At 67.7% G+C, this 22379-nt stretch carries 20 protein-coding genes; 11 read left to right on the forward strand and 9 right to left on the reverse strand.

Annotated features, from left to right (window positions below; translation table 11 throughout):
- Positions 1-25: 25 nt before the first annotated feature.
- Positions 26-1315 carry an aspartate--tRNA(Asn) ligase gene (gene aspS / locus OX958_RS10425; RefSeq protein WP_270137062.1) on the reverse strand — a complete coding sequence of 430 codons (1290 nt, stop codon included), beginning with the start codon at positions 1313-1315 and terminating at the stop codon, positions 26-28.
- Between the two features lie 951 nt (positions 1316-2266).
- The gene (locus OX958_RS10430; protein WP_270137063.1) at positions 2267-4549 is read right to left on the reverse strand and encodes a sigma-70 family RNA polymerase sigma factor; all 2283 of its coding nucleotides are present in this window, start codon (positions 4547-4549) and stop codon (positions 2267-2269) included.
- Between the two features lie 238 nt (positions 4550-4787).
- Between OX958_RS10430 and OX958_RS10435 the strand changes: the two genes are divergently transcribed.
- The 6 genes from OX958_RS10435 (at position 4788) to OX958_RS10460 (ending at position 9033) form a co-directional block, all read left to right on the forward strand.
- Positions 4788-5603, forward strand: coding sequence for a hypothetical protein (locus OX958_RS10435; protein WP_270137064.1), 816 nt, complete (start codon positions 4788-4790; stop codon positions 5601-5603).
- Between the two features lie 166 nt (positions 5604-5769).
- Positions 5770-6570, forward strand: a complete 801-nt coding sequence (locus OX958_RS10440) for an SOS response-associated peptidase (RefSeq protein ID WP_270137065.1) — start codon at positions 5770-5772, stop codon at positions 6568-6570.
- Between the two features lie 263 nt (positions 6571-6833).
- Positions 6834-7466, forward strand: coding sequence for an alpha/beta hydrolase family protein (locus OX958_RS10445; RefSeq protein ID WP_270137066.1), 633 nt, complete (start codon positions 6834-6836; stop codon positions 7464-7466).
- A 116-nt stretch (positions 7467-7582) separates the two neighbouring features.
- Positions 7583-8224 (forward strand): sigma-70 family RNA polymerase sigma factor, encoded by a 642-nt coding sequence (locus OX958_RS10450; RefSeq protein ID WP_270137067.1) that lies wholly within the window; start codon positions 7583-7585, stop codon positions 8222-8224.
- On the forward strand, positions 8221-8508 hold the full coding sequence (gene rsrA, locus OX958_RS10455; protein WP_270137068.1) for a mycothiol system anti-sigma-R factor: 288 nt from the start codon (positions 8221-8223) through the stop codon (positions 8506-8508). The genes OX958_RS10450 and rsrA overlap by 4 nt, the downstream gene beginning before the upstream one ends.
- A 153-nt stretch (positions 8509-8661) precedes the next feature.
- A complete protein-coding gene (locus OX958_RS10460) occupies positions 8662-9033 on the forward strand; it encodes a YciI family protein (RefSeq protein WP_270137069.1) in 372 nt (123 codons plus the stop codon).
- 6 nt (positions 9034-9039) lie between these two features.
- Here the strand turns inward: OX958_RS10460 and OX958_RS10465 are convergent, their stop codons facing one another.
- Positions 9040-11454 (reverse strand): ATP-binding protein, encoded by a 2415-nt coding sequence (locus OX958_RS10465; RefSeq protein WP_270137070.1) that lies wholly within the window; start codon positions 11452-11454, stop codon positions 9040-9042.
- Positions 11455-11919: 465 nt separating this feature from the next.
- Positions 11920-11994, reverse strand: coding sequence for a 50S ribosomal protein bL37 (locus OX958_RS35345; protein WP_371863162.1), 75 nt, complete (start codon positions 11992-11994; stop codon positions 11920-11922).
- A 272-nt stretch (positions 11995-12266) separates the two neighbouring features.
- Between OX958_RS35345 and OX958_RS10470 the strand changes: the two genes are divergently transcribed.
- Positions 12267-13616, forward strand: coding sequence for an HD-GYP domain-containing protein (locus OX958_RS10470; protein WP_270137071.1), 1350 nt, complete (start codon positions 12267-12269; stop codon positions 13614-13616).
- On the forward strand, positions 13616-14893 hold the full coding sequence (locus tag OX958_RS10475; RefSeq protein WP_270137072.1) for an HD-GYP domain-containing protein: 1278 nt from the start codon (positions 13616-13618) through the stop codon (positions 14891-14893). The genes OX958_RS10470 and OX958_RS10475 overlap by 1 nt, the downstream gene beginning before the upstream one ends.
- Here OX958_RS10475 and OX958_RS10480 read toward each other — a convergent pair.
- From OX958_RS10480 to OX958_RS10490, 3 genes are all read right to left on the reverse strand, one after another.
- The gene (locus tag OX958_RS10480) at positions 14855-15436 is read right to left on the reverse strand and encodes a DUF5317 domain-containing protein (RefSeq protein ID WP_270137073.1); all 582 of its coding nucleotides are present in this window, start codon (positions 15434-15436) and stop codon (positions 14855-14857) included. The genes OX958_RS10475 and OX958_RS10480 overlap by 39 nt on opposite strands.
- Before the next feature lie 78 nt (positions 15437-15514).
- A complete protein-coding gene (gene mctP, locus OX958_RS10485; protein WP_270137074.1) occupies positions 15515-17170 on the reverse strand; it encodes a monocarboxylate uptake permease MctP in 1656 nt (551 codons plus the stop codon).
- Complete coding sequence (locus OX958_RS10490) at positions 17167-17439, reverse strand: DUF3311 domain-containing protein (RefSeq protein WP_270137075.1); 273 nt, start codon at positions 17437-17439, stop codon at positions 17167-17169. Before OX958_RS10490 ends, mctP begins: the two co-directional genes overlap by 4 nt.
- A 79-nt stretch (positions 17440-17518) precedes the next feature.
- Between OX958_RS10490 and OX958_RS10495 the strand changes: the two genes are divergently transcribed.
- On the forward strand, positions 17519-18583 hold the full coding sequence (locus OX958_RS10495; protein WP_270137076.1) for an endonuclease/exonuclease/phosphatase family protein: 1065 nt from the start codon (positions 17519-17521) through the stop codon (positions 18581-18583).
- A gap of 14 nt (positions 18584-18597) precedes the next feature.
- Here OX958_RS10495 and OX958_RS10500 read toward each other — a convergent pair whose 3' ends face one another.
- On the reverse strand, positions 18598-19494 hold the full coding sequence (locus tag OX958_RS10500) for a DUF2785 domain-containing protein (RefSeq protein ID WP_270137077.1): 897 nt from the start codon (positions 19492-19494) through the stop codon (positions 18598-18600).
- A gap of 168 nt (positions 19495-19662) precedes the next feature.
- Between OX958_RS10500 and OX958_RS10505 the strand changes: the two genes are divergently transcribed.
- The gene (locus tag OX958_RS10505) at positions 19663-21138 is read left to right on the forward strand and encodes a sensor histidine kinase (RefSeq protein ID WP_270137078.1); all 1476 of its coding nucleotides are present in this window, start codon (positions 19663-19665) and stop codon (positions 21136-21138) included.
- 141 nt (positions 21139-21279) lie between these two features.
- Here the strand turns inward: OX958_RS10505 and OX958_RS10510 are convergent, their stop codons facing one another.
- Complete coding sequence (locus OX958_RS10510) at positions 21280-21531, reverse strand: WhiB family transcriptional regulator (RefSeq protein WP_270137079.1); 252 nt, start codon at positions 21529-21531, stop codon at positions 21280-21282.
- Between the two features lie 425 nt (positions 21532-21956).
- Here OX958_RS10510 and OX958_RS10515 point away from each other — a divergent pair, with 425 nt between their 5' ends.
- Positions 21957-22367, forward strand: coding sequence for a hypothetical protein (locus OX958_RS10515; RefSeq protein WP_270137080.1), 411 nt, complete (start codon positions 21957-21959; stop codon positions 22365-22367).
- The last annotated feature ends 12 nt before the right edge of the window (positions 22368-22379 follow it).

The following is a 22379-nucleotide window of genomic DNA, read 5'->3' on the forward strand; positions in this document are numbered from 1 at the left end:
CGAGTGAGGCGAGCGGTCGGTCACCTCAGGGCGTCAGGCGGTGCAGGTCGCGCGGGAAGAGCGTGACCTCGCGAACGTTCTCCGCTCCCGTCAGCCGGGCGACGAAGCGTTCGAGCCCGATCGCGAACCCACCGTGCGGGGGCATCCCGTGCTTGAACGCCTGCAGATACGACTTGTACTCCGCTGCGTCGGCCGACTCGCCGCGTGCCGCGAGCGCCGCCACGTAGTCGCTGTAGCGGTGCAGGCGCTGGCCGCCGGTGACCAGCTCGACGCCCTTGAAAAGAAGGTCGAACGAGTTGGACCAGCGCGGGTCCGACGGCTGCGGGTGGGTGTAGAACGGCCGCTTCACCATCGGGTAGCCCTCGATCGCGACGAAGTCACTGCCGTGTTCCCGCAGCGCCCACTCGCCCAGCGCGCGCTCGTCGGCCGGCGCGAGGTCGGGCTCGTCGGGGCCGGCCCCGGCCAGTTTCAGCGCCTCGCTGAAGTGCAGGACGGGAACCTCGGTCGGGATCTCCGGCAACGCGACGCCGAGCCGCTCCAGCGCAGTACCGGCTCGCTCGCCGACTGTGCGCAGCATGTCGGACAGGACGGTTCGCAGTACGGCGAGGACGTCGCGGTGGTCGCGAATGAAGCCGAGCTCGGCGTCGAGCGAGACGTATTCGGCGAGGTGCCGGACCGTGTCGTGCGGCTCGGCGCGGAAGACCGGGCCGACCTCGTAGACGCGTTCGAAGACGCCGACCATCGTCTGCTTGTAGAACTGCGGCGACTGGGCCAGGTACGCCGGGCCGCCGAAGTAGTCCAGGGCGAAGACATTGGCGCCCGACTCTGTTGCCGTACCGACGATCTTCGGCGTCTGGATCTCCGTGAATCCCTGCCGGTCCAGTGAGCTGCGGTAGCCGTGCAGCGCGGCTGCGGCGACCTCCCAGCCCGCCCGGACAGCCGGGTGCCGCAGGGCGACCGGAGCGTTGTCCAGTACTACGGGCAGCCCGGCCCCGACCGACGGCCGCCACAGCTCGATCGGTGGCGTCTGCGCCGGCTCGGTCAGCGGCTCGATGGTGGGGTCGACGATCTCGGCCCCACCCGGCGCCTGCGGGTTGGCGGCGACCGTGCCGGTCACCTGGACGACGGTCTCCTCGCCGAGTTCGTCCAGCTGGGCCTGGGTTTCAGGCGTCTTGACGACGATCTGGCTCAGGCCGGAGCGGTCCCGTAGTACCAGGAAACTGACGGCCGCCAGCCGTCGTCTTCGATGGATCCAGCCGGCCACCGTGACGGTCTGGCCTACTGCTGAGGGGATCTCGTGGTTGAGAATGCGCATCGCTGTTGTTCACCTCCGTTGGTCATCTCGAACCCCGGAGGTGTGGGCGAAGGGGATCTCGCGGTGCCACCACACCTTCACCGGACCCCGCATGGTGGTGTCCGGCCTCTTGCGTCGCATTCGCTCAGGAGTGTCTTCACGACCGCCTCGCGCATCGCCTTCGCAGCTACCGGCGACTCTCTCGTGCGCAAGGGTGAGGGCGCTACTTGGTTCCGTCACCACGAACTTGTTCAGGGTAGATGGGTGGTTTGGGTTGTACCAAACGCATTTCCCACGCAGCTCCTGCGTCGCTGCTCCCACCCGCCTGGTGCGCGGCTCCTTCGTCGCCGCTTGGTGGGTGGCGGTTCGCGGGTGGGTGCCGGGTCGCTGGGTGTTGAGGTGGGAGGTGGCGCCGAGGCTCGTCGCGAAGTACGCGCCGCGCATCGCAGTCGTTGTCACAGGTCACAGGTCGCGGGGGCCGCAGGTCGCACGCCGCGCTGGCCGCTGGTGGCGAGCGAGGTGGCTGAGTCGCCAGGCGATGGGTTGACCGCTGAGTGGTGGCTAGGTCGGGAAGCGGTGACTCGTCACAGAGCCGTGGCGGGAGCGCCAAACGACGACTGGATCGGGAAGCGGTGGGTCGTCACAGAGCGGTGACCGGAGCGCCAAACGACGGCTAAGTCGGGAAGCGGTGACTTGTCATGGAGCGGTGGCTGGAGCGCCGAACGACGGCTAGATCGGGAGGCGGTGGCTCGTCACAGAGCCGTGGCGGGAGCGCCGAGTTGTATCTGAGCCACCGGGGGTGGCTTGACCTAGCACCGGAGACACCTGGCCGGCACCAGCGGTGCAGCGGCAGGCTGCCCACACCTGCACCTCCACACGCGGTGTCCACCACGCACTTCACGCAAGCGGCGACGAAGGAGCCGCGCACCAGGGCGGGCGGGAGCAGCGACGCAGGAGCTGCGTGGGAAGACCTCACCGCCTAGTCTTCCCCGGCGGGATCCCCGCAGCATCCGTGTCATACCGCCCAGCAGTAGTCGCGGTCACCGTGATCGTATTAGCCGTGCCGGTGCCTGGCCAGGCGGCCCACTCGGTGTTCAGGGGTCTTGTGTAGTTGTTCGTCGAGCAGGTGGCCCGGCGTACGTCGGTGGAGCGGGAGCAGGTCCAGCCGCGGTTGAAGTAGGAGACCAGGGACAGGTTGCGGCCCCAGGAGATCTCCAGGGTGACTCGGCCGGTGGTGCCGCCGATGGTCAGGAAGCGGTTGTAGACGAACGGGTTCGGGTCGTTGTGCGGGTCCGGGGTGACGATCCGCAGGAGCGACTCGTCGGGTTGCGGACCGGGCAGCGTTTCGGAATCCGTGTCGTACAGCAGCCCGGCCGTCGCCGCCACCGAGTAGGTGCGCGCCGCCGAACTGCCTTCCGGTACTGCGAACTCGCCGTACAGCGGAGCAGGTCTCGCAGGGTTGGCGGCTGTGCAGGTGCGGCTGGCCTGAGTGCACTTCCACCCGGCCGGGCTACCGGTGAACGGCCACGACAGTGCGCTCCCGTACTGGATCTTCACCGTCACGCTGGTCCGGACACCGGGCGCGATGGTGATGGTGCGCAGGTACGAGTCCGGGGCGGTCTTGGTGGTGCTCAGCTTCAGCAGGCTCTCGTCGAGTCGCGGTTGAGGCTGCGGCGGGGGAGCCGGCGCGTTGAGGGTCTGGGAGTCGTCGTCGTACAGGCGGCCGCTCTTGGCCGACACGGTGAAGGTGCGCTGCGCTGCCGTCCCGCCGGTCGGCGCCGCGAACGCCACTGGCATGGTCGCCGGTGACGCCGGGTTGGTGGCCGTGCAGTTGCCGGTCGCCTTCACGCAGCTCCAGCCGGCCGGGTTGGCCCGCAGCGGCCACTGCAGCGCCGAGCCGTACTTGATGCCGATCACCACCGGCTTCTTGTTCGCCGCCGGGACCTTGATCGTGATCAGCCACGTCGCGCTGGCCGCGGCTTCCTCGATGGCCTCGGCCCGCGCGGCCGGCCCGTACGGCGCTCGCCCGCCCGCTGCCCCGCCACCCTGCGGGGCGCTGATCGTCAGCAGGCCCTCGTCGAGGATCGGCGTGGTCGGCTCCGGCCGCGTCGGCGTCGGGGTGGGCGTGGTCGGCGGCGTGGTCGTGGGCGCGCTGGTCGGCGCTGTCGTCGGCTCAGGCGGCGGCGCGGTCGTCGGGTCGGGCTTGGTGGTCGGTGGGACCACCGGAGGCTTCACCGTCGGCGGTTTGACCGGCGGAGGGTTCACCGGCGGGTTGACCGGTGGCTGCGTCGGCTGTTGCGTCGGCGGCTTCTCGATGGCTGCCGGGGGAGTCTCGTTGCCGGTGAGCGCCATGGCGGCTATCACCGCGGCAACCACGACCACCACGACGGTGCCTGCGCCGACCGCCGTACGGGTGCTGTTCTCGGTGACCTTCTGCCAGCCGGTGACCAGGAAGCCGGCGATGCCGACCTTGGCGCCCGAAGCGGCGGCGAGGTAGCCGAGGCCCGCAGTACCGAGCAGTGCCGGGGCAAGCAGTGCAGGCAGCGCACTGTTGACCTCGACGAGCTCCAGGTAGACCGCGGTGCACTTGGCGCACTCGTCCAGGTGCTCGCGGACGTTCTTGTTCTCCCGTTTGGTGAGGCCACCGCGCACGTAGGCGCCGAGTCGCTCGGTAGTCCAGCGGCAGCGGTCACTGGCGACGTCTGCCAGGTGCTGCTGCAGATAGGCCTGCCGCAGGCCCTCACGGGCGCGGTAGGCGAGTGCGGAGACGCCGTTGGCGGTCAGGCCGAGCAGTGGCGCGATGGCGGCGGGCTTCTCGCCCTCCACCTCGGTGTGCCAGAGCACGGCCTGCCAGCGCTCGGGCAGCGAGGCGAAAGCCTTGGCCGCGGCGCCGCTCTCGAATCCGGTGACGCTCGGGTCGTCGAAGCCCTGCGGCTCCCGCTCGTACGCCGCGATGTCGTCGGTCGTCTGCACCTTGCGGCCCGACCGGATGCGGTCGACGTGCACCCGCCGGACGGTGGTCAGCAGATAGGCGCGGAAGGAGATGTCCGGGCCGCCGCCGTTGCGGAGCGCGTCGAGCACCTTCGCGAAGGCGTCGCTGGCCAGGTCGTCGGCGTCGTTGGCCGGGACCAGTTGCCGCGCCATCCGCTCCGCGGCCTGGTGATGGCGGCCGAACAGCTCGCCGTACGCCTCGAGGTCGCCGTTGCGAACGCGGGCGATCAGCTCGGCGTCGCTGGGTCCTTCCGGCGTCTCCACTCGAGCTCCCCCTGGGTTTGTCACTACATCGTCACCGGCTGTCACATCGTTGCCGGGATCAAGGTTCCCATGAGGGACGGATCGGCGCACCTAGACATGACGACGGCGGCAGTCGTGAGGTTACGCGAAAAAAGAATCCGAAATCCGCGTCATGAACCCGTCACGGCGCTGTCTCACCTCCAGAACGACGCTTCCGGCCACCCGGTCGGGAGACGAAGGGGCCACCCGAGGAGGGGACATGTCGCTGTTCGCGGACATCCGCCGACGGCTCGACCTGCGTCCCAGCCGGTCCCTGAACCTGGCGGGGTCGCTCGCCCGGGACCGGCCGGAGGCGTCGTCCACAGAGCAACCGTGCGGAAGGAGGGAGCCGCACGGCACCGCTGGCATCGACCGCAGCGCTTATCTGGCGATCGCAGAAGCGCTGCGGGACGGTGCCGATGTCGTGCCCGCGAGTGACGAGGTCGGACGCCGGTTGGCCGAAGACGGAGTCTCGCTGCTCGAGGCACTGGATGGGCTGGGTGCGCTGTACCGCTCGATCGCCGGGGGCGAGCCGGCCTTCGACGCGGTACGCGCACTCAGTTCCAGCTGGGCCGAGGCTTCGCTCATCTACCTGCACTCACTGTCGTGCGAGGACCCACTGACCGGGCTGTCCAGCCTGGCGCACCTGCGGTCCCGGCTCGGCGAGATCTACCGGGAGGCTGAACTCCGTGGAACTTCCGTACCGGCGACCCACGCACTGGTGGTGGTCGAGCCGCTCTACCCGGCCGGGATCACGCCCGTCGAACGCGAGCTCCGGCTCATCGACGTCGCGGAGTGCCTCCGGATCGTGTTCGCGGGCGGTGACGTACTGGGCCGCCTCGGCGCACGCCGCGCGGCGGCGCTCGTCGACCGCGACCCGGACCTGCCGGACCAGGTCGAGACGGTCCGAGCGCTGATCACCCAGTGGCGGATGGACACCGACGAGCCGCAGCTGGCCCGGGTCTGGATCGAGGGACTGCCCACGGCCGAGCAGTGGGCCGGGCGAGTGCTGGACGAGTTGGCAAGACCTGCATAGGACCCGCGTCCGGCCGCCGACAGGGGGACGGCCGGACGCATCGAGCCGACGGCGGATCGCCTATCACGGGGTAGGCGATCCGTCGTCGCCGCCCGTTGGCGGACCACGCCCGCCCGGCAGCCCGTAGTACCGGAATTTGTCGGTGCCGGTGGCTAGGCTGCTTTCCATGTGTGGGCGCTATGCATCGAGTCGGGACCCCGCCGATCTGGTCGTCGAGTTCGAGATCGACGCGGGCAACGTGAAGGAGTCCGTGCAGGAGCTGGCGGACAACTACAACGTCGCGCCGACGGACGAGGTGATCGCCGTCGTCGAGCGGAAGAACCGGGATGTCCCGGACCAGACGGTCCGCAAGCTCACCACGGTCAAGTGGGGGCTGGTGCCGTCCTGGGCCAAGGACACCTCCATCGGCAGCCGGCTGATCAACGCGCGGATGGAGACGGTGGCGGAGAAGCCCGCCTTCAAGAAGGCCTTCGCCGTACGCCGCTGCATCCTGCCGGCGGACGGCTACTACGAGTGGTACACGGCCGAGGAGAAGGTCAACGGCAAGCCGGTCAAGCAGCCGTACTTCATTCACCCGGCCGACGGCGGCGTACTGGCGATGGCCGGGCTGTACGAGATCTGGCGCAACAAAGCGGTCGCCGACGCCGACCGTGACGACGCCTGGCTGTGGACCTGCACCGTCCTCACCACCACGGCCACCGACGACCTCGGTCGCATCCACGACCGGATGCCGCTGCTCGTCGAGCCCGACCGGTACGACGCCTGGCTCAACCCGCTGTCCTCGGATCCCGACGAGTTGCTCGACCTGCTGGTCCCCGCGGCGCCCGGCCGGCTGGAGGCCTACGCCGTCTCCAAGGCGGTCAGCTCGGTCAAGAACAACGGCCCCCACCTGGTCACGCCGCTCCCACCGGACGGCACCGATCCCGTCGACAAGCCCGAGGAACCCGAAGAAATCACCCTGTTCTGACGTCCCGCCCCCCGCGCACCTACACCCCCCACCTGGCGACCTTGAACACCACCTGGCGACCTTGAACACCACGTGGCGACCTTGAACACCACGTGGCGACCTTGAACACCACGTGGCGACCTTGAACACCATGTGGCGACCTTGAACACGTAATAACTTGTTCAAAGTCGCCACATCCTGTCCGAGGACACCACTTGCGGCGGTTGGCGGGGCGGGATCGTCGCGGTGGGTGTTTGGGGCCGGGTCAATGACAGGATGGGGCCGTGACCGACGAACGGATTGTGGCGACGCCGCACGGTGAGGCTCGGATCGTGGCTTACCGGGCTCGGCGGCCGGTGGCGACCTTGGCGCTTGGTCATGGGGCCGGCGGGGGGATCGAGGCCGGTGACCTGGCCGCGCTGGCGGCCCGGCTGCCGAAGCAGGACATGAACGTGTTCCTGATCGAGCAGCCGTGGCGGCGGGCGGGCAAGAAGCTGGCGCCGGCGCCGAAGGTGCTGGACGAGGCGTGGATCGCGATCATCGGTCAGTTGCGGATCAGGACGCCGCTGGTGCTGGGCGGGCGGAGCGCGGGAGCGCGGGTGGCGTGCCGTACGGCGGCGGGGCTGGGCGCTTCCGGCGTACTGGCGCTGTCGTTTCCGCTGCATCCGCCGGGTAAGCCGGACAAGTCGCGGGTCGACGAGCTGCAGAGTTCGCGGTTGCCGACGCTGGTCGTCCAGGGGGAGCGGGACCCGTTCGGCGTACCGGAGGAGTTTCCGCCGCTGACCGAGATGGCCGTGGTGCCCGACGGCGACCACTCGTTCAAGGTGCCGAAGCGCGCGGAGCTGACCCAGGACGAGAGTTTCGACGTACTGGTCGAAGCTGTGTTCGAGTGGGTGACCCGGGAGATCTCCGGCTGAATCGGCCTGCCAGGGCCGGGAATGACCCGGCCGTGAGCCTTGTTGTGATGACTATGACGGCGATGAGTCTGGCTCCTGCGCGAAAGACTGCGAAGACCCCGGTATTCTCGATCACGATGCCGACTCCGACGACCACCGAGACACCCGAGCAGCGGACCGAGCGCTTCGAGCGCGAGGCGCTGCCCTTCCTCGACCAGATGTACGCCGCCGCGATGCGGATGACGCGGAACCCGGCCGACGCCGAGGACCTCGTCCAGGACACCTTCGCGAAGGCGTACAGCTCCTTCCACCAGTTCACGCCCGGCACCAACCTGAAGGCGTGGCTGTACCGGATCCTGACGAACACGTTCATCAACGGATACCGCAAGCGGCAGCGTCAGCCGACGCAGTCGCCGACCGAGGAGATCGAGGACTGGCAGCTCACCGCCGCCGAGTCGCACACTCCCGGTGGGCTGAAGTCGGCCGAGGCGGTCGCTCTGGAGCATCTGCCCGACTCCGACGTGAAGTCGGCGTTGCAGTCGATCCCGGAGGACTTCCGGCTGGCGGTGTATCTCGCCGACGTCGAGGGGTTCGCCTACAAGGAGATCGCCGACATCATGGGGACGCCGGTGGGCACCGTGATGTCGCGGCTGCACCGTGGCCGGCGTCAGCTGCGTGAGCTGCTGGCCGACTACGCCCGGGAGCGGGGCCTGATCCCCGCGCTAGAAGATGCGCCGGCGGACGGTTCCGCCGCGGCTGCCGAGGAGAAGAAGTCATGAGCTGCGGCGAGGACCACAACGTGGACTGCAGCGAGATCCTGGAACGTGTGTACGTCTTCATCGACAACGAACTCGAGGACGCCACCACCGACGAGATCCGCCAGCACCTCGAAGAGTGCGCACCCTGTCTCGATCAGTACGACATCGAGCGCTGCGTGAAGAAGCTCGTGCACCGCTCCTGCGGCGACGAACACGCCCCCGACGCGCTCCGTCAGCGGATCCTGCTCCGCCTCACCGAGATCCGGATCGAGACCAGCACCACCACGATCATCTCGACCGACTGACAGGTACTTCACGCAAGGCCCGGCCGGACATCCGCGCCGGGCCTTCGTACGTCGCGGGCCGCGTCTGCGGCGAGGATGTCGAGAAGGACCGGAGCGTTCCGACGTACCGTCAGCAGGCGAGCCGCGGGCACGCCCATCAGCTGGAGGTTCCTCGTGAAGTACGTGATCCTGATCCACTCCCACCCGGAGCCCTGGGGCCACCCGACCCCGCAGTACACCGCCGAGGGCCGGCAACTCTCGCCCGAGCAGCACGACCAGATGTCGCGCGACTTCGAGCTGCTGCTGACCGAGGTCTCCGTCTCCGGCGAGCTCATCACCGCGGAGGCCCTGGGCGACCCGGCTCACTCCCGCTTCTACACCGCAGGCCGCACCGGCCCCATCACCACCGACGGCCCGTACGCCGAAGCCAAGGAGCAACTCGCCGGCTTTTTCCTCTTCGACTTCGCCACCCAGGAGCGCGCCGAGGAGATCGCCGCCCGCTTCGCCTCCCCAGGCGACACCGTGGAACTCCGCCCGATCATGTGACCCAGCTCAGCTGGATCGATCGTGCCGAGCGAGCAACTCCAGCGCGGCAGCCTCGTCGTTCGGGAAACCGGCCCGGAGGACGCTCGCGGCGTTCCGCCAAGACTCCGATGCCGCAGCGAGGTCTCCGGTAGCGGCCTGGACCTTGCCGAGCTCTGTGAGCAACTGGCCTTCACGCTGACGGTTGCTGTAGGCACGGGCCAGCCGGAGACCCGACTCGGCATAGCTGATCGCGGCGGCATAGTCGCCGAGGGCCAAAGAGTTGGTTGCCAGATTCTGCAGGCATTCTGCCTGTGCGTTGCCGTCTTCGAGTTGCTCGTAGAGGTCGAAGGTCTTCAGCAACAGCTCTGAGGCCGCAGAGTGGCGATCGGCTTGCATGAAGGATTGGCCGGCGTACTGGTAGCGCCTGGCCAGGGATCGCAGGTTGCCCGAGTTCGATACCAGTTCGATGGCCAGGTCGAAAGACTCTCGGGCACGATCGTGGTCGCCTCGCCGGCTGTGCAACTTTCCAAGCGCCATATGGCTGATCCCGATAACACTCTGGTCACCGATCTGGACGCTGAGGGCCAGCGCTTCCTCCGCCCAGTGCAGTGCCTCGTCCAGGCGGCCCATCAGTTCCGCGACGTGGCTCAGCGACGTACAGCAGCGGGCTTGGCCGGCAAGGTCGGGAATCGCCTCGAACATCGTCAGACTCGCGCGCAGATGGTCAAGCGCGGGCGATAGGTCGCCGCGCTCGGCGGCCGGAATCGCGAGGTCATGTTCGAGCCAAGCGGCCAGCCGGTGAAAACCCAGTTCACCGGCGATCCGTCGCCCGATCCGGTTGATCGTGCGCATTTCGATCCAGTGAGAGCGAACCTCGACGTAGCTGAAGAGTGCGAGCACTAGTTCCGGGACTCGGCCTTGCAAACTGGCCGACTCACTGGCCTGTTGGACGACTCCGAGGATGTTGATCCACTCCCGGTCGAGCCAGGCCAACGATGTTGGGGCGTCGGGCAGCAACGGACCAGGGCGGCCTGGGGGACTGGCCAGAACGAGCCGGCGGCTGTCTGGATGAGTCAGCTCGTGACTTCGCCAGGCCACGTCGGTGTAGTGCTGCAGAACCCGGGTCATCGCGTCGGTACGAACGCCTTCCGACAGCGCCTGAACGGCGCGTTCCCGGGCGAAGGTGCGGATCAGGTCGTGCATCCGGTAACGACCGGGAAGCGCGGATGAGAGCAGGTTGAGATCGACCAGGCGCTCGAGGATCTGTTCGGCCACCGATTCCGAAAGACCGAGGAGATGCGCGGCCGTCAGGGCGCTCAGGTCCGCGCCGTCCGGCAGACCGAGAAGCGGTAGAGCTCGGGCTGCGCGCCGGTCGAGCTGCTGGTTGCTGCCGGCCAGGAACTCCAAACTGCCGGCAATATTGGCCCGCACCCCTGACTCGCCGGTGCCGAACTCGTCGAGCCGCCGGTGCTCGTCACGGAGCTGGTTCACCATGTGCGTGAGCGGCCAGGTTGGCCGGGCGGCGAGCCTGGCGCCGATCAGGCGGAGCGCCAACGGCAGTCGGCCGGTCAGCTCGGCGATGGAGTGGGCCGCTGAGCTCTCGGACGCGGTTCGGTCGCGGCCGGCGATTCCGGCCAGCAGATCAATCGAATCCGCTTCGGACAGCGCGTTCAGGGCGACCTGCCGGAAACCCGGCAACGTGGTCAGCGCGCGCCGGCTGGTCGCGATGACGGCCGAGCCTGGCACTCCCGGCAACAACGGCAGCACCTGGGCCGCGCTGTTGGCATTGTCCAACAGCAGGAGTACCCGCTGACCGGCCAGCCGCGACCGGTACAAGCCGGCCAGTTCGTTGATACCCGAGGGAACTGTTCGGTCGTCGTCCAAGCCGAGCGAGCGGAGCAGTTGACTGAGCGCCTCGACCGGTTCAAGTGGGGTCTCAGGCCCGTAGCCGCGGAGATCCAGATAGAGCTGACCATCCGGGAAGTCGTCGCCGACGAGGTGGGCGACGTGCACCGCCAGCGCGGTCTTGCCGACCCCGCCCATGCCGGTCACCGCGGCCAGTTGGACGCTCTCCGGCGGATCGCCGGCCGGTCGGAAGAGTCCGACCAGCTCAGCGACCTCTGTAGTCCGACCGGTGAAGTCCGACAAGCTGGGCGGCAATTGCCGAGGCAGCATCCGTGGGGCCTCGGTCCGCGGTACGGGCGATTCGGCCGCCGACCGCCGGGGAGCCCTGGAAGCCAGCGAGAACCGGCGCAAATCATCGGGACCGAGCTCCATCGCCTTGGTCAGCGCTTCGATCGTCTCGGCCCGCGGCCGGCGCCGCGTCCCACGCTCCAGCAGACTGATCGCCTGCTCGCTCAACCCGGCCTTCTCCGCCAGACTCGCCTGAGTCAGGCCAGCCTCCAGCCGGTACTTCCGCAGCAACTCGGCCAACGTTTCCACAGTCAGCCGATCCTGCCGGGAGAGGCCTCGTTGGCGTCGGCGAGTTCGGACAAGCCGGCCTGCGTGAGCGCAACCGCGAGCCGGCGAAGTTGCAGTGATCCGCCTGGTGCGCTTGCCATGTCACCGATCTCCCCGTCAGCTCCGGCGAACGCAGGTGATGCGTCCGCTTGCCAACTGTAGGCAAGATCGCCGACAGTGCGCCTTCGGTTATCCACAGTTGAAGAACGCCACGCCGGACGCCGTGGTGGCGGCGCCCCACTCAGGGGCAATCACTTTCGTGTGGAGCGGTTCATAACAATCGGTGCCGGATTGGTGACAAAAGTATTTCGGCGAATAGCGAAGCGTATCCAGAAGGGAACACTGAGTATACGAAACCAGTGTGGTCATTGGTCTTGTTGTGACATGTGACCAAACTGCAAAGACCCCGGTTTTCACCGGGGTCCTCGCTGTCAGTGACTGACTGACTCAGGCGTTGGGACGCTTGCCGTGGTTAGCGGCCTTCTTCTTCCGTGCGCGACGCTTGCGGCCGGTCTTACCCATCTGAAAGCCTCCTTGTAACAACTGCAAAGAGTCACAGTCTCTCATACCATGTCGGTGTGCTCGCTACAGTGCAGCGGGTCACTGTCTGGCTTACAGTGTTTCGGCGCAGTCCTGATGAGCAAAATTAAGTCGAGTCAGCGATGTGCTGTCTGCCCCCTGTGCCTGTCACCCGACGGGCGCAAGACCGCGACCGCTGAACGGAGGTGGCCTATCATGGGCGGTGACTTGTGGGACTGGTGAACCACCCCTCAGAGCAAAGGTAGGGTCACGTGATGCGACGTTACGCGCTGCGCGCGTACGTCGCCGTCGCTACGACTTCCTCCCTGCTGATTCTCGGCCTCGCTTTCGGCCGCGTCGAGAACCTCTGGACCGTAGTCGCGCTCTGTTTCATGATGCTGGTCGGCGGCGCCCTCACGTTCTCTGTCGGTTCCGGTTCCCCTGCCTCATTGGACTCTGTGGTTCTGGTGACGGTCTACGTGGTAGCTGGTCCATGGGCTGCCGTCATCGCGGCAGCAGTCTCATATCTTCCTCGGGTGCAACGGCGGATCCCCTTGATCCGGCGGATCTTCAACGGTGTCCAGCGCGTCCTCGCAGCGGCTGCGGGAGGAATCGCCTATGACCTCGCGTCCGGTCCGGTAGGTAGCGGAGCGCTGGATCACGAGGCCCGGGCGATCTTCGCCACGATGGCCGCGAACCTCGCGATGCACCTTGCGAACGCCATCCTGGTTTCCCTGGCGATCTCGATCGAGGGGACAAGTAGCCCGGTCGAGTTCATTCGCCGGGTGGTGGTGCCGACCTTCCTGCCCATGGCCGGATACGGGTTTCTAGGGCTGCTGCTCGCAATGGTCTGGCTGGGTGGTCTGGGGCCGGTGGCCGGTTTCCTCGTTCTGGTCCCACTTCTGTTCGCACGTTGGGCGCTTTCGCAGTACGAGGTGGAGAAGACCGCCCAGGCCGCGACCATGCGGGCTTTCATCCAGGTGATCGAGACCAAGGACCTCTATACCCGCGGTCACTCCGAGCGGGTCAGCGAAGGGGTGGGGATGCTCGGGCGCTTCCTCCGGTTGAGCGACGACCGGCAGAGCGCCCTCGAGCACGCTGGCCTGCTGCACGACGTCGGCAAGGTCGGTGTCCCGACCAGCATCATCCAGAAGCCCGGACGACTCGACGATTCCGAGATGGACGCGATCCGGTTGCACCCCGCCCGCGGGGTGGAACTGATCGGCAACATCCCGTTCCTGGAAGAAGTGAAGTCGGCTGTCCTGCACCACCATGAGAAGTACGACGGCACCGGCTATCCGGCGGGGCTGAGCGGCACCAACATTCCGTACTTCGCCCGCATCATCGGCATCGTGGACGCTTTCGACTGCCTGACCTCCACCCGGTCCTACCGGCCGGCCCGAAGCGTCGAGGAGACGCTGGCGATCCTGGAGCAGGACCGGCATTCGCACTTCGATCCGCAGTTGGTCGACGCCTTCGTCGAAGTGATCGCCGAAGAAGGCTGGAAGGCCGCGGAGGTCGAGCAGTTGCCGCCCGACGCCACCGTCCGCGCCAGCATCGACCATGACGACCTCAGCCTCGGCAGCAGCGGTGGCGCCTCGGGTTCCGCCGCTGGACCGTCCTGATGGCGGCAGCCAACGAGGGGCTCGAGATCCGCAAGCTCGGCAGTGGTGTCGTCATCGTGCTGGCCGGGATGGGACTCGGTTGTGCCGCGGTGGTCATTCTCGCCCGCGCCGGCGTCACCGAGTGGTCTTTCGTGCTGGCCTTCGGCTTCTTGATCGCGATCGGCGAGATGGTGCAGTTCAAAGTCGATCGCAGTCGCAACCGGGCCCCGATCGCCACCAGCGCCGCGCTCGGGTACGCGATGCTGCGGGGACCGTCGGTCGTCCCGTCGCCTGAGGTTGCGCAGATCATCGCGGTGACCTTCATGGCGACCATGGCAGGTGTCGCACCGCGAGCGATCGCGGGTCTGCGCTGGGATCTGGTGGTGTCTTGCCGCAGGGTGCTCTCGGTGGCCTGTGCGGCCGTGGTTTTCAACGCGGTGATCCCCGCCGACCTGTCCTGGAACGGCTCCTGGCGGCATGCGTTGCCGTTGACCCTGGCCATGCTGCTCGGTGTCCTGACCGCCGGTGTCGTCGACGCTCTGGTCGGTGCCGGTCAGACGACCGAGCACGACAACAAACCATTCCCCGCCTCCTTGCGCGACGAGTTGAAAATGATGGGTCAGATCGGGATGGCGATGGCGCTCGGCGGCGTCCTGCTCGCGGCTGGAACCTCGTTGATCGGGCTGTGGGCGCCGCCGCTGGTGATCGTGCCGTTGTTGCTGACGCAGTTCGCGTTCCGGCGGTTCGCGTCGGCGCAGCGGACCTATCGGACGACCGTGCGGTCGATGGCGCGGAGTACGGAGATCGCGGGGTTCAGTAGTCCGGGGCAGAATGCGCGGACCGCGAGTCTGGCGGTGGCGATCGGGAACGATCTCGGGTTGACGCCGGCCCGGATGGAGGCGTTGGAGTACGCCGCGTTGCTGTCCGGGGTGGGGCAGTTGGCGCTGGCGGATCCGAGTCCGGGTGGGGCGTCGTTGCTGCGGAGTCGGGAGGAGCGGCAGCAGGCGGCGGAGATCGGGGCTTCGATCATCGAGCGGTCCGGCGTGCTGGATCACGTGGCCGAGATCGTGCGGCACTCCAACGATCCGTACCGGCAGGGGCGGGCGAACGACTCCTCCATTCCGGTGGAGAGCGGGATCGTCAACGTCGCGCTGGCGTACGAGCAGTTGGTAGGGGAGGGCACGGGGCAGACGCCGGCCAAGGCGATGGAGAACATCGGGCTGGGGATCGGCGCGGAGTACGACCCGGTCGTCGTCGAGTCACTGCGCCGGGTGATCGGCCGCGGGTTTCGGTTCTAGGTCTTCCCAGCTGGGCGGTGCTTCGACCGGGACGCGGCCGGTGCCACCCATCCCGGCGTACACGAGCAGGCCGGCGCCCGCGGCGATCAGTACGTCGCCTGGGCTGATCGCTTGACCGAGGCCGGGCAGCGCGACCGGTACGACGTCTCCGAGCCAGGGCAGCCGTGTCGCGGCATCGGCAAGCTCGTGGCGCGGGCCTTCGACGAAACCGTTGATGCCGGCGCGGGCCAGGGTGGCCAGGGAGACCGGCATCGCGCCGTTCAGGGCCACCACCAAGGCGTTGCAGGCGAAGCCGAGGGCGAGCAGGGCAACGCCGGGGCGTCGCAGGTTGAGGCGCAGGAAGACGCCGATGCAGGCGGCGGAGCCGATCAACCCGACGGGGTACGCGATTCCGCCCGTGAGAGAGCCCAGAATCTGTCCTGAGGCCGCCGCGGCCAGCCAGTGCAGGCCGGACAGGGTGTTGTCCGCCAAGTCCGTCAGGCGCCCGCCGGTCAGCAGCGCCGCGACCGCGGCGAGGACCATGACGAGCAGAACCAGCAACATCCTGGTGATTCTGCCCGCCATGGCCCGCCAAACCGGCGCACCCGACTCCTTAGCGTGTCGGGTCAGGCACTGTCCGTACTACGCCTTGGCCGGCTTCGCGCCGCCCTCGTCCAGCAGCTCCGGCAGCTCCTTCACGCCCGGGTCGCCCGCGTCCGCGAGGTAGTCGGTGGGATGCGTGGTGTCCTTGCCCTCCGGCACCTTGAGCGCCCGGAAGATCAGCGTCAGCGCGACGGTGATGACCAGGTTGATCCCGATCGCGGTGAGCCCGATGTAGACCTGCGTCTCGGTGAACGGGATGTTCGCCAGCGAACCACCGAAGTGCTTCTTGGTCGCCGGGTTGATCACGTTGTAGGCCTCGATGGTGCCGAACACCATCGCGACCGCCCAGCCGGCCAGCAGCGCCCAGCGGTGGAACCACCGGGTGAACAGACCGACCACGATCGCCGGGAAGGTCTGCAGGATCCAGATTCCGCCCAGCAACTGCAGGTTGAGCGAGATCGTCTTGTCCATCCCGAGCACGAAGACGAGCGCGCCGAACTTCACCAGCAGCGAGGCCAGCTTGGAGACCTTGGCCTCCTGGGCCGGGGTGGCGTCCTTCTTGAGGAAGTCGCGGTAGATGTTGCGGGTGAACAGGTTGGCCGCCGCGATCGACATGATCGCCGCCGGGACCAGCGCACCGACCGCGATCGCCGCGAAGGCGATGCCGGCGAACCAGGCGGGGAACTCCTGGTCGAACAACCGCGGGATCGCCAGCTGCGGGTTCGGCAGCCCGTCCAGGCCGGTGATGTTCACGTTGGCCTTGATCGCCATGAACCCCAGCAGCGCGAGCAGGCCGAGCAGCAGCGAGTACGCCGGCAGGATCGCCGCGTTCCGCCGTACGACGTTGCGGTCCTTGGTCGACAGCACAGCGGTCACCGAGTGCGGGTACATGAACAGCGCCATCGCCGAACCGAGCGCGAGCGTCATGTACGCCGAGTAGCCGGTCTCACCCGGGATCAGGGCGCCGCTCGGCTTCCCGGTGGTCGGGTTCGGCGTCTCGAACTTGGTCTTGGCCGCCTCGAAGATGGAGTCCCAGCCGCCGAGCGCGTGCGGCAGGTAGATGATCGCGACCGCGATCACCAGGTAGATCAGGCCGTCCTTGACGAACGCGATCATGGCCGGCGCGCGCAGCCCCGAGGAGTACGTGTACGCCGCCAGGACGGCGAAGGCGATCAGCAGCGGCAGGTCCTTCTCGAGCAGGTTCTTGCCGCCCAGGCCCATCGTCTCGAAGACTGCCTGCATGCCGACCAACTGCAGCGCGATGTACGGCATGGTCGCCAGGATGCCGGTGACGGCGACCGCCAGCGAGAGGCCACGGCTGCCGTAGCGGCCGCCGACGAAGTCCGCCGGGGTCACGTAGCCGTTGCGGTGCGCGACCGACCAGAGCCGGGACATGAAGATGAAGATGATCGGGTAGACGACGATCGTGTAGGGCACCGCGAAGAAGCCGCTGATCGCGCCGGTGGCGTACATCGCGGCCGGCACCGCGACGAAGGTGTACGCCGTGTAGAGGTCTCCGCCGAGCAGGAACCAGGTGATGAAGGTGCCGAAGCCCCGTCCACCCAGACCCCACTCGTCCAGACTGTCGAGCTCCCCGGTACGCCGCCAGCGGGCCGCCATGAAGCCCATCACGGTGACCGCGACGAAGATGAGGACGACGATCGTGAGCTGGACGTAGTCCACCGTGGTGTTCATCGCTTGCCCTCCTTCCTGCTGGATCCGGCGTCGAGACCGGCCGCGGCCCGTCGCTTACGCTCCTCCCGCATCACCAGCTGGTACGAGATGCTCACCGTGATGGCGGACAGGAAGACCCAGAGCAGCTGGTACCAGTAGAAGAACGGAAAACCCCATAACCGGGGTTCGTCCCGGGCATAGGTGGAGACTAGAAGCGGTACGACCACCGAGACCGTCAGCAGTACTCCGGCGATCCAGTAGCCGGGTCTGACCGCGGCAAGTTTGGACACAGCAACCTCCTCAGGACACAGGCGCGCGGTGAACGCTACAGCTCGCTGACGCACAGCGACTAGACCTACGGGGTGAGTGATGGACACAGAGGCGGCCTGGAACCTTCGGCGGATCGTGCTGTCGGTGCTGTTCCTGCTGGTCGTTGCCCTGCCGCTGTATCCGGAGCTGTACGGGCTGGACGAGGTCACCCCGTTCACTCAGCTGGTGTCCTTCCGGCCGCAGCTCCTGGTGCTCGTGCTGGTCTTGGGCGTGGCGATGCTGCTGCGCTGGAACTGGCGGATCGCAGCCGGTCTGGTGATCCTGCTGGCCCTCACCGGCGGCGCGCTGATCGCCCCGCGGGACCTGTCCAAGCCGAATCCACCACCGGCCGGCTCACGGGTTCTGACGGTGATGGCGGCCAATGTGCTGGGCGGCGGCGCCGACGCGGCGGAGGTGGCCAAGCTGATCAGCACCCACAAGCCCGACATCGTCTCGTTGCCGGAGGCCCAGGTCGACGTACGGCAGGAGATCGAGGCGCACCTGCAGGGCCTGAAGTACAACGGCTACACCCAGCAGGCCAACGCGGCCGTGGAGAGCGCCACCAGCGTGCTGGTCGCGGCCGGCCTGGGCAGCGTCCAGTTCGACTCCGAGAAGCTGGACACGGGCAAGGTCAGCGCCGAACAACCCGGTACGCCGAAGCCCGGCGCCGGCGCTCCGGGCGCGGAGACGATCGGGCCGGTGCAGCAGACCAGCACCCAGTTCGGCCACATCGTCATCACCGGCGGCAACCTCGGCAAGCTCCGTCTGATCGCCTACCACGGCTATCCGCCGCTGCCGAAGGACGTGACGATCTGGAAGCAGGACCTGCAGATCGTCAAGGACTGGTGTTCCGACGGCCCGCCGACGATCCTCGCCGGCGACTTCAACGCGACCACCGACCACGCCGACTTCCGCGCCGCCCTCGGCCGCCACTGCAAGAGCGTCGCGCCCTCCGTCGGAGCCGGCCTCCAGGGCACCTGGCCGGCTGATCGTCCAGCCCTCTTCCGCACCCAGATCGACCACGTCGTCGCCACCAACGGCCTTCTCCCCGGCAAGTTCAGGACCTACGACCTGCCGGGCTCCGACCATCGCGCCGTGATCGCGACGGTCGCCGTACCGGGGTAGTAGGTGCGAAATGCCTACTTGGCCGGGCGGTAGATGTACGGCTGCGACCCGCGGACCGCTTCGGTCAGCAGCAGCAGCATGTCGGCGCGGGCTTCGATCGGGCGGCCGAAGAGTTCGTCGTCGCCGGGGATCGGGAAGCCCTTGACGCCGATGGCCAGCTGGCTGAGCAGCACGTGCAGGACGCTGCGGGCGTTGAACACGTTGGGCGTCGGCCACTCGGGCAGCGTCTCGTGCATCAGCGGCTGCTGGGCCGCCGTCGCGGCGATCGGCTTGAGCCAGCGCTCCAGTTCGTCGCTGGTCAGCATGTTGCGGTGCAGGATCGTCATCACCGCGTGGGCGACCCGGTCGTGCTCCTCGTGCACCCAGCGGTACTGCGTCTCCTTCACGATCCGGTCGGCCAGCACGTCGAGCAGGGCCCGCAGTACGCCGGCGTCGCAGTGCCGGGAGCGGGCCAGCGCGCCGATCGCGTCGGCGCCGTGTGCGACGGCATGCGCCCAGCCGCAGTCGGCGACATACCCGCGCAGGTCGCGCTCGCGCAGCAGCCAGGTGGCCAGCCGGTCGCCCCAGCGCATCACCACCTCGTCGTGGACGAGGAACTCGGCGTTGTCGCGGTGGATCACCTCCGCCAGCGTCAGCGCGGTGAAGGACCGCCGGAACACCGTGTCGGTGCCGTCCTCACCGAGCCCGTAGGCCAGACCAGCGCACAGACCATCACCGAAGCCCGGCAGCAGGTCGTCGTAGACCCCGCGCTCCAGCCAGGTGGCCAGCGTCGGATAGGCCAGCGCGTCCCGCACCTGCGGGTTGGTGCTGGCGAGGCCGCGGACGAGCTCCTCGGTGAGGTCGGGCAGCGCGCGGTCGTGCGGTACCGCGTAGTCCGCGGCCATCACGTCCTGCCAGTACGTCGACTCCACCGATGCATCCTTTCACTTGGACCTGCTCAATCAACACCCATCCACCCCAACCTGTCGAGCGCCGCCTGTCGAGCCTTCCCAGGCTGGGCCGCCGCAACCACCCCCGTACCCAGTCGCCGGAGCCCCAGCCGACCGCCCGCACCGGCGAGATGGCCTAGGCTCGGACCCGTGCCGTCCTTGACCGATGTGGCGCGGAACCACACGACGCTGGACCAGGCGGACCTGGACCGGCTGCAGTTGCTGGTGTCCGACTGGCAGATGCTCGCCGACCTGTCCTTCGCCGACCTGGTGCTCTGGCTGCCCGACACCGAGGGCCTCGGCTTCTGGGCCGGGGCGCAGATGCGGCCGACCACCGGGCCGACGGCGTACCTGGACGACATCGTCGGCAGCTTCATTCCGCGCGACCGCCGCCCGCTGCTCGACCAGGCCTACGACGGCGGCCGGATCTGCCGCGAGGGCGATCCGGAGTGGCGCGACGACGTCCCGGTCCGGGTCGAGACCATCCCCGTCCGCCGGGGCAGCCGGGTGATCGCCGTGATCGCCCGCAACACCAACCTGCTCGGTGTCCGGACGCCCAGCCGGCTCGAGATCGCCTATCTGCAGAGCGCGACCGACCTGGCCCGGATGATCACCGACGGCATCTTCCCGTACGGCGGGGAGCGGCTGCTCTCCACCACACCGAGGGTCGGCGACGGCTGCATCCGGGTCGATCGGCACGGCATGGTGACGTTCGCCAGCCCCAACGCGTTGTCCGCCTACCGCCGGATGGGCCTCGTCACCGACCTGGTCGGCAGCCGGCTGAAGGACGTCACGGGTGAGCTGATCCACAGCGGGCAGAAGGTGGACGACGTGCTCGCGTCGGTGCTCACCGGCCGGGCCGCGCAGGAGATCGAGATCGAGAACTCCGACGCGACGCTGTTCCTGCGGGCGATCCCGCTGCGCGCCGACGGCGAGCACGTGGGCGCGCTGATCCTGCTCCGGGACGTGACGGAGCTGCGCAGCAGGGAACGGGAGCTGGTCACCAAGGAGGCGACCATCCGGGAGATTCATCATCGCGTCAAGAACAACTTGCAGACCGTCGCCGCGTTACTGCGAATGCAGGCCCGGCGCATCACAGTGCCCGAAGGTCAGGCGGCGCTGGCCGAAGCCGTCCGCAGGGTGGGATCGATCGCGATCGTGCACGAGACGTTGTCGGAGTCGTTCGACGAGCACGTGGACTTCGACGACGTCGCCGACCGGGTGGCCGCGATGGTCGCCGACGTGTCGACGGTCTCGACCCAGGTGGCGATCAACCGGACCGGCAACTTCGGCGTACTGGACTCCGAGATCGCGACGCCACTGGCGATGGTGCTGACCGAGCTGATGCAGAACTCGGTCGAACACGCCTTCGGCAGCAGGTCGGAGGAAGCTGCCACCGGCACCATCGAGCTGGCCGCCCAACGGTCGGTCGGGCGGTTGCGAGTGGTGGTGACCGATGACGGCAAGGGACTTCCGGCCAACTTCGACTCCGAGACGTCCGGCAATCTGGGCCTGTCGATCGTCCGCACGCTGGTGATCGGCGAACTCGACGGACTGCTCGAATTCCACCCGAACCCAGACGGTCCGGGCACCACGGTCGTTCTCGATTTTCCAGTGAAGGAGTAGTGCTCGTTATCTCTGAACAGCCGTGGGTCCTTGCCCACAGTTCTTCAGGTACAACGTGCTTTTTCCTTGTCCTGCCTGGGGAAACTGCCCGGGAAATCGAAAGGCCCCGCGGATCCCGCGGGGCCTGCGTCGAAAATCGTGTCAGGCAGTACGGATGCGAGCGCGGGCGTTGCGGCGCTTCAGAGCGCGTCGCTCGTCCTCACTCAGACCGCCCCAGACACCGTGGTCCTGGCCGGCTTCCAGTGCCCAGGCCAGGCACTGCTCACGTACGTCGCAGCGACGGCACACCTGCTTGGCCTCCTCGATCTGCATGATCGCGGGCCCGGTGTTACCGATGGGGAAAAATAGTTCCGGGTCCTCATCGAGGCAAATGGCCCGGTGGCGCCAATCCATGGCGGATCCCATCTCTCTCAGTAGTTTTGACGCTGACGGCATGGTCTGTGCCCAGTCAGCGCAGCTGTACTCGCACGGGGGTGGTGCGAAGCGTTGTGAACGTTTTCACGAACGACTCCATGTTCCCAATCTCGGGTGAACGAAACAAGGGTTCTGGACTTGTCGATCCGATCACAACACTTCCTTAACACTACGAACCGGTGCACAGCGGAACATCGCGTCCGGAAACCGGACGGAAGGACCTTGGTGCGATCACCCGTTCACTGCAAGTAACCGATCCAACGGCCCTGGGGTTACGCGGAATCTTCAATCCCTGTGGGGCTGAACTTCTCCGGCCGGCGCGCTTCCAGGGGAGGAGGGTGGTCGTCCCGGCAGCATCGCGGCCAGGATCCTGCAACTCCGGGCCCAGCACTACGCTGGAGCACGTGCCGACCGAATCCACGCCGTCCACCGCTCCCCGCCCGCTCAAGCTAGCCGCGGCCGTGGTCGCTGCGGAAGGGCTGGTGCTCGCTGTTCTCGGAATTGCCGAAGCAATAACGATCGACTCGGACCGGATTCGGATGGGCGTCACCACCGCCGTCTTCCTCGGGTTGTACGGCGGCGCCCTGGTCTTCGTGGCGCGTGGGCTCTACCGGCTCTCGACCTGGAGTCGCGGCCCGGCCGTGTTCGCCCAGCTGATCCAGTTGGGCGTCGCATGGAGCTTCTGGGGTGACAGCACCAGCGTCGTCTCGGTGGTGCTGGCGATCGCGGCCGTGGTGGTCCTGGTCGCGATCTTCCAGAAGGTGTCGATGGAGGCGCTGGCCGACGACCCGACGAAGGATCGTCCCGTCCTCTAGCTTGCGTCTCCC

This window comes from Kribbella sp. CA-293567 (assembly GCF_027627575.1).
Lineage (GTDB): Bacteria > Actinomycetota > Actinomycetes > Propionibacteriales > Kribbellaceae > Kribbella.

Bases quoted from the DNA above. Each gene is read 5' to 3' on its own strand.
- aspS (WP_270137062.1), bottom strand. From the start codon at position 1,315: ATGCGCATTCTCAACCACGAGATCCCCTCAGCAGTAGGCCAGACCGTC.
- OX958_RS10435 (WP_270137064.1), top strand. From the start codon at position 4,788: ATGTCGCTGTTCGCGGACATCCGCCGACGGCTCGACCTGCGTCCCAGC.
- OX958_RS10440 (WP_270137065.1), top strand. From the start codon at position 5,770: ATGTGTGGGCGCTATGCATCGAGTCGGGACCCCGCCGATCTGGTCGTC.
- OX958_RS10450 (WP_270137067.1), top strand. From the start codon at position 7,583: ATGCCGACTCCGACGACCACCGAGACACCCGAGCAGCGGACCGAGCGC.
- rsrA (WP_270137068.1), top strand. From the start codon at position 8,221: ATGAGCTGCGGCGAGGACCACAACGTGGACTGCAGCGAGATCCTGGAA.
- OX958_RS10470 (WP_270137071.1), top strand. From the start codon at position 12,267: ATGCGACGTTACGCGCTGCGCGCGTACGTCGCCGTCGCTACGACTTCC.
- OX958_RS10475 (WP_270137072.1), top strand. From the start codon at position 13,616: ATGGCGGCAGCCAACGAGGGGCTCGAGATCCGCAAGCTCGGCAGTGGT.
- OX958_RS10480 (WP_270137073.1), bottom strand. From the start codon at position 15,436: ATGTTGCTGGTTCTGCTCGTCATGGTCCTCGCCGCGGTCGCGGCGCTG.
- mctP (WP_270137074.1), bottom strand. From the start codon at position 17,170: ATGAACACCACGGTGGACTACGTCCAGCTCACGATCGTCGTCCTCATC.
- OX958_RS10495 (WP_270137076.1), top strand. From the start codon at position 17,519: ATGGACACAGAGGCGGCCTGGAACCTTCGGCGGATCGTGCTGTCGGTG.
- OX958_RS10510 (WP_270137079.1), bottom strand. From the start codon at position 21,531: ATGGATTGGCGCCACCGGGCCATTTGCCTCGATGAGGACCCGGAACTA.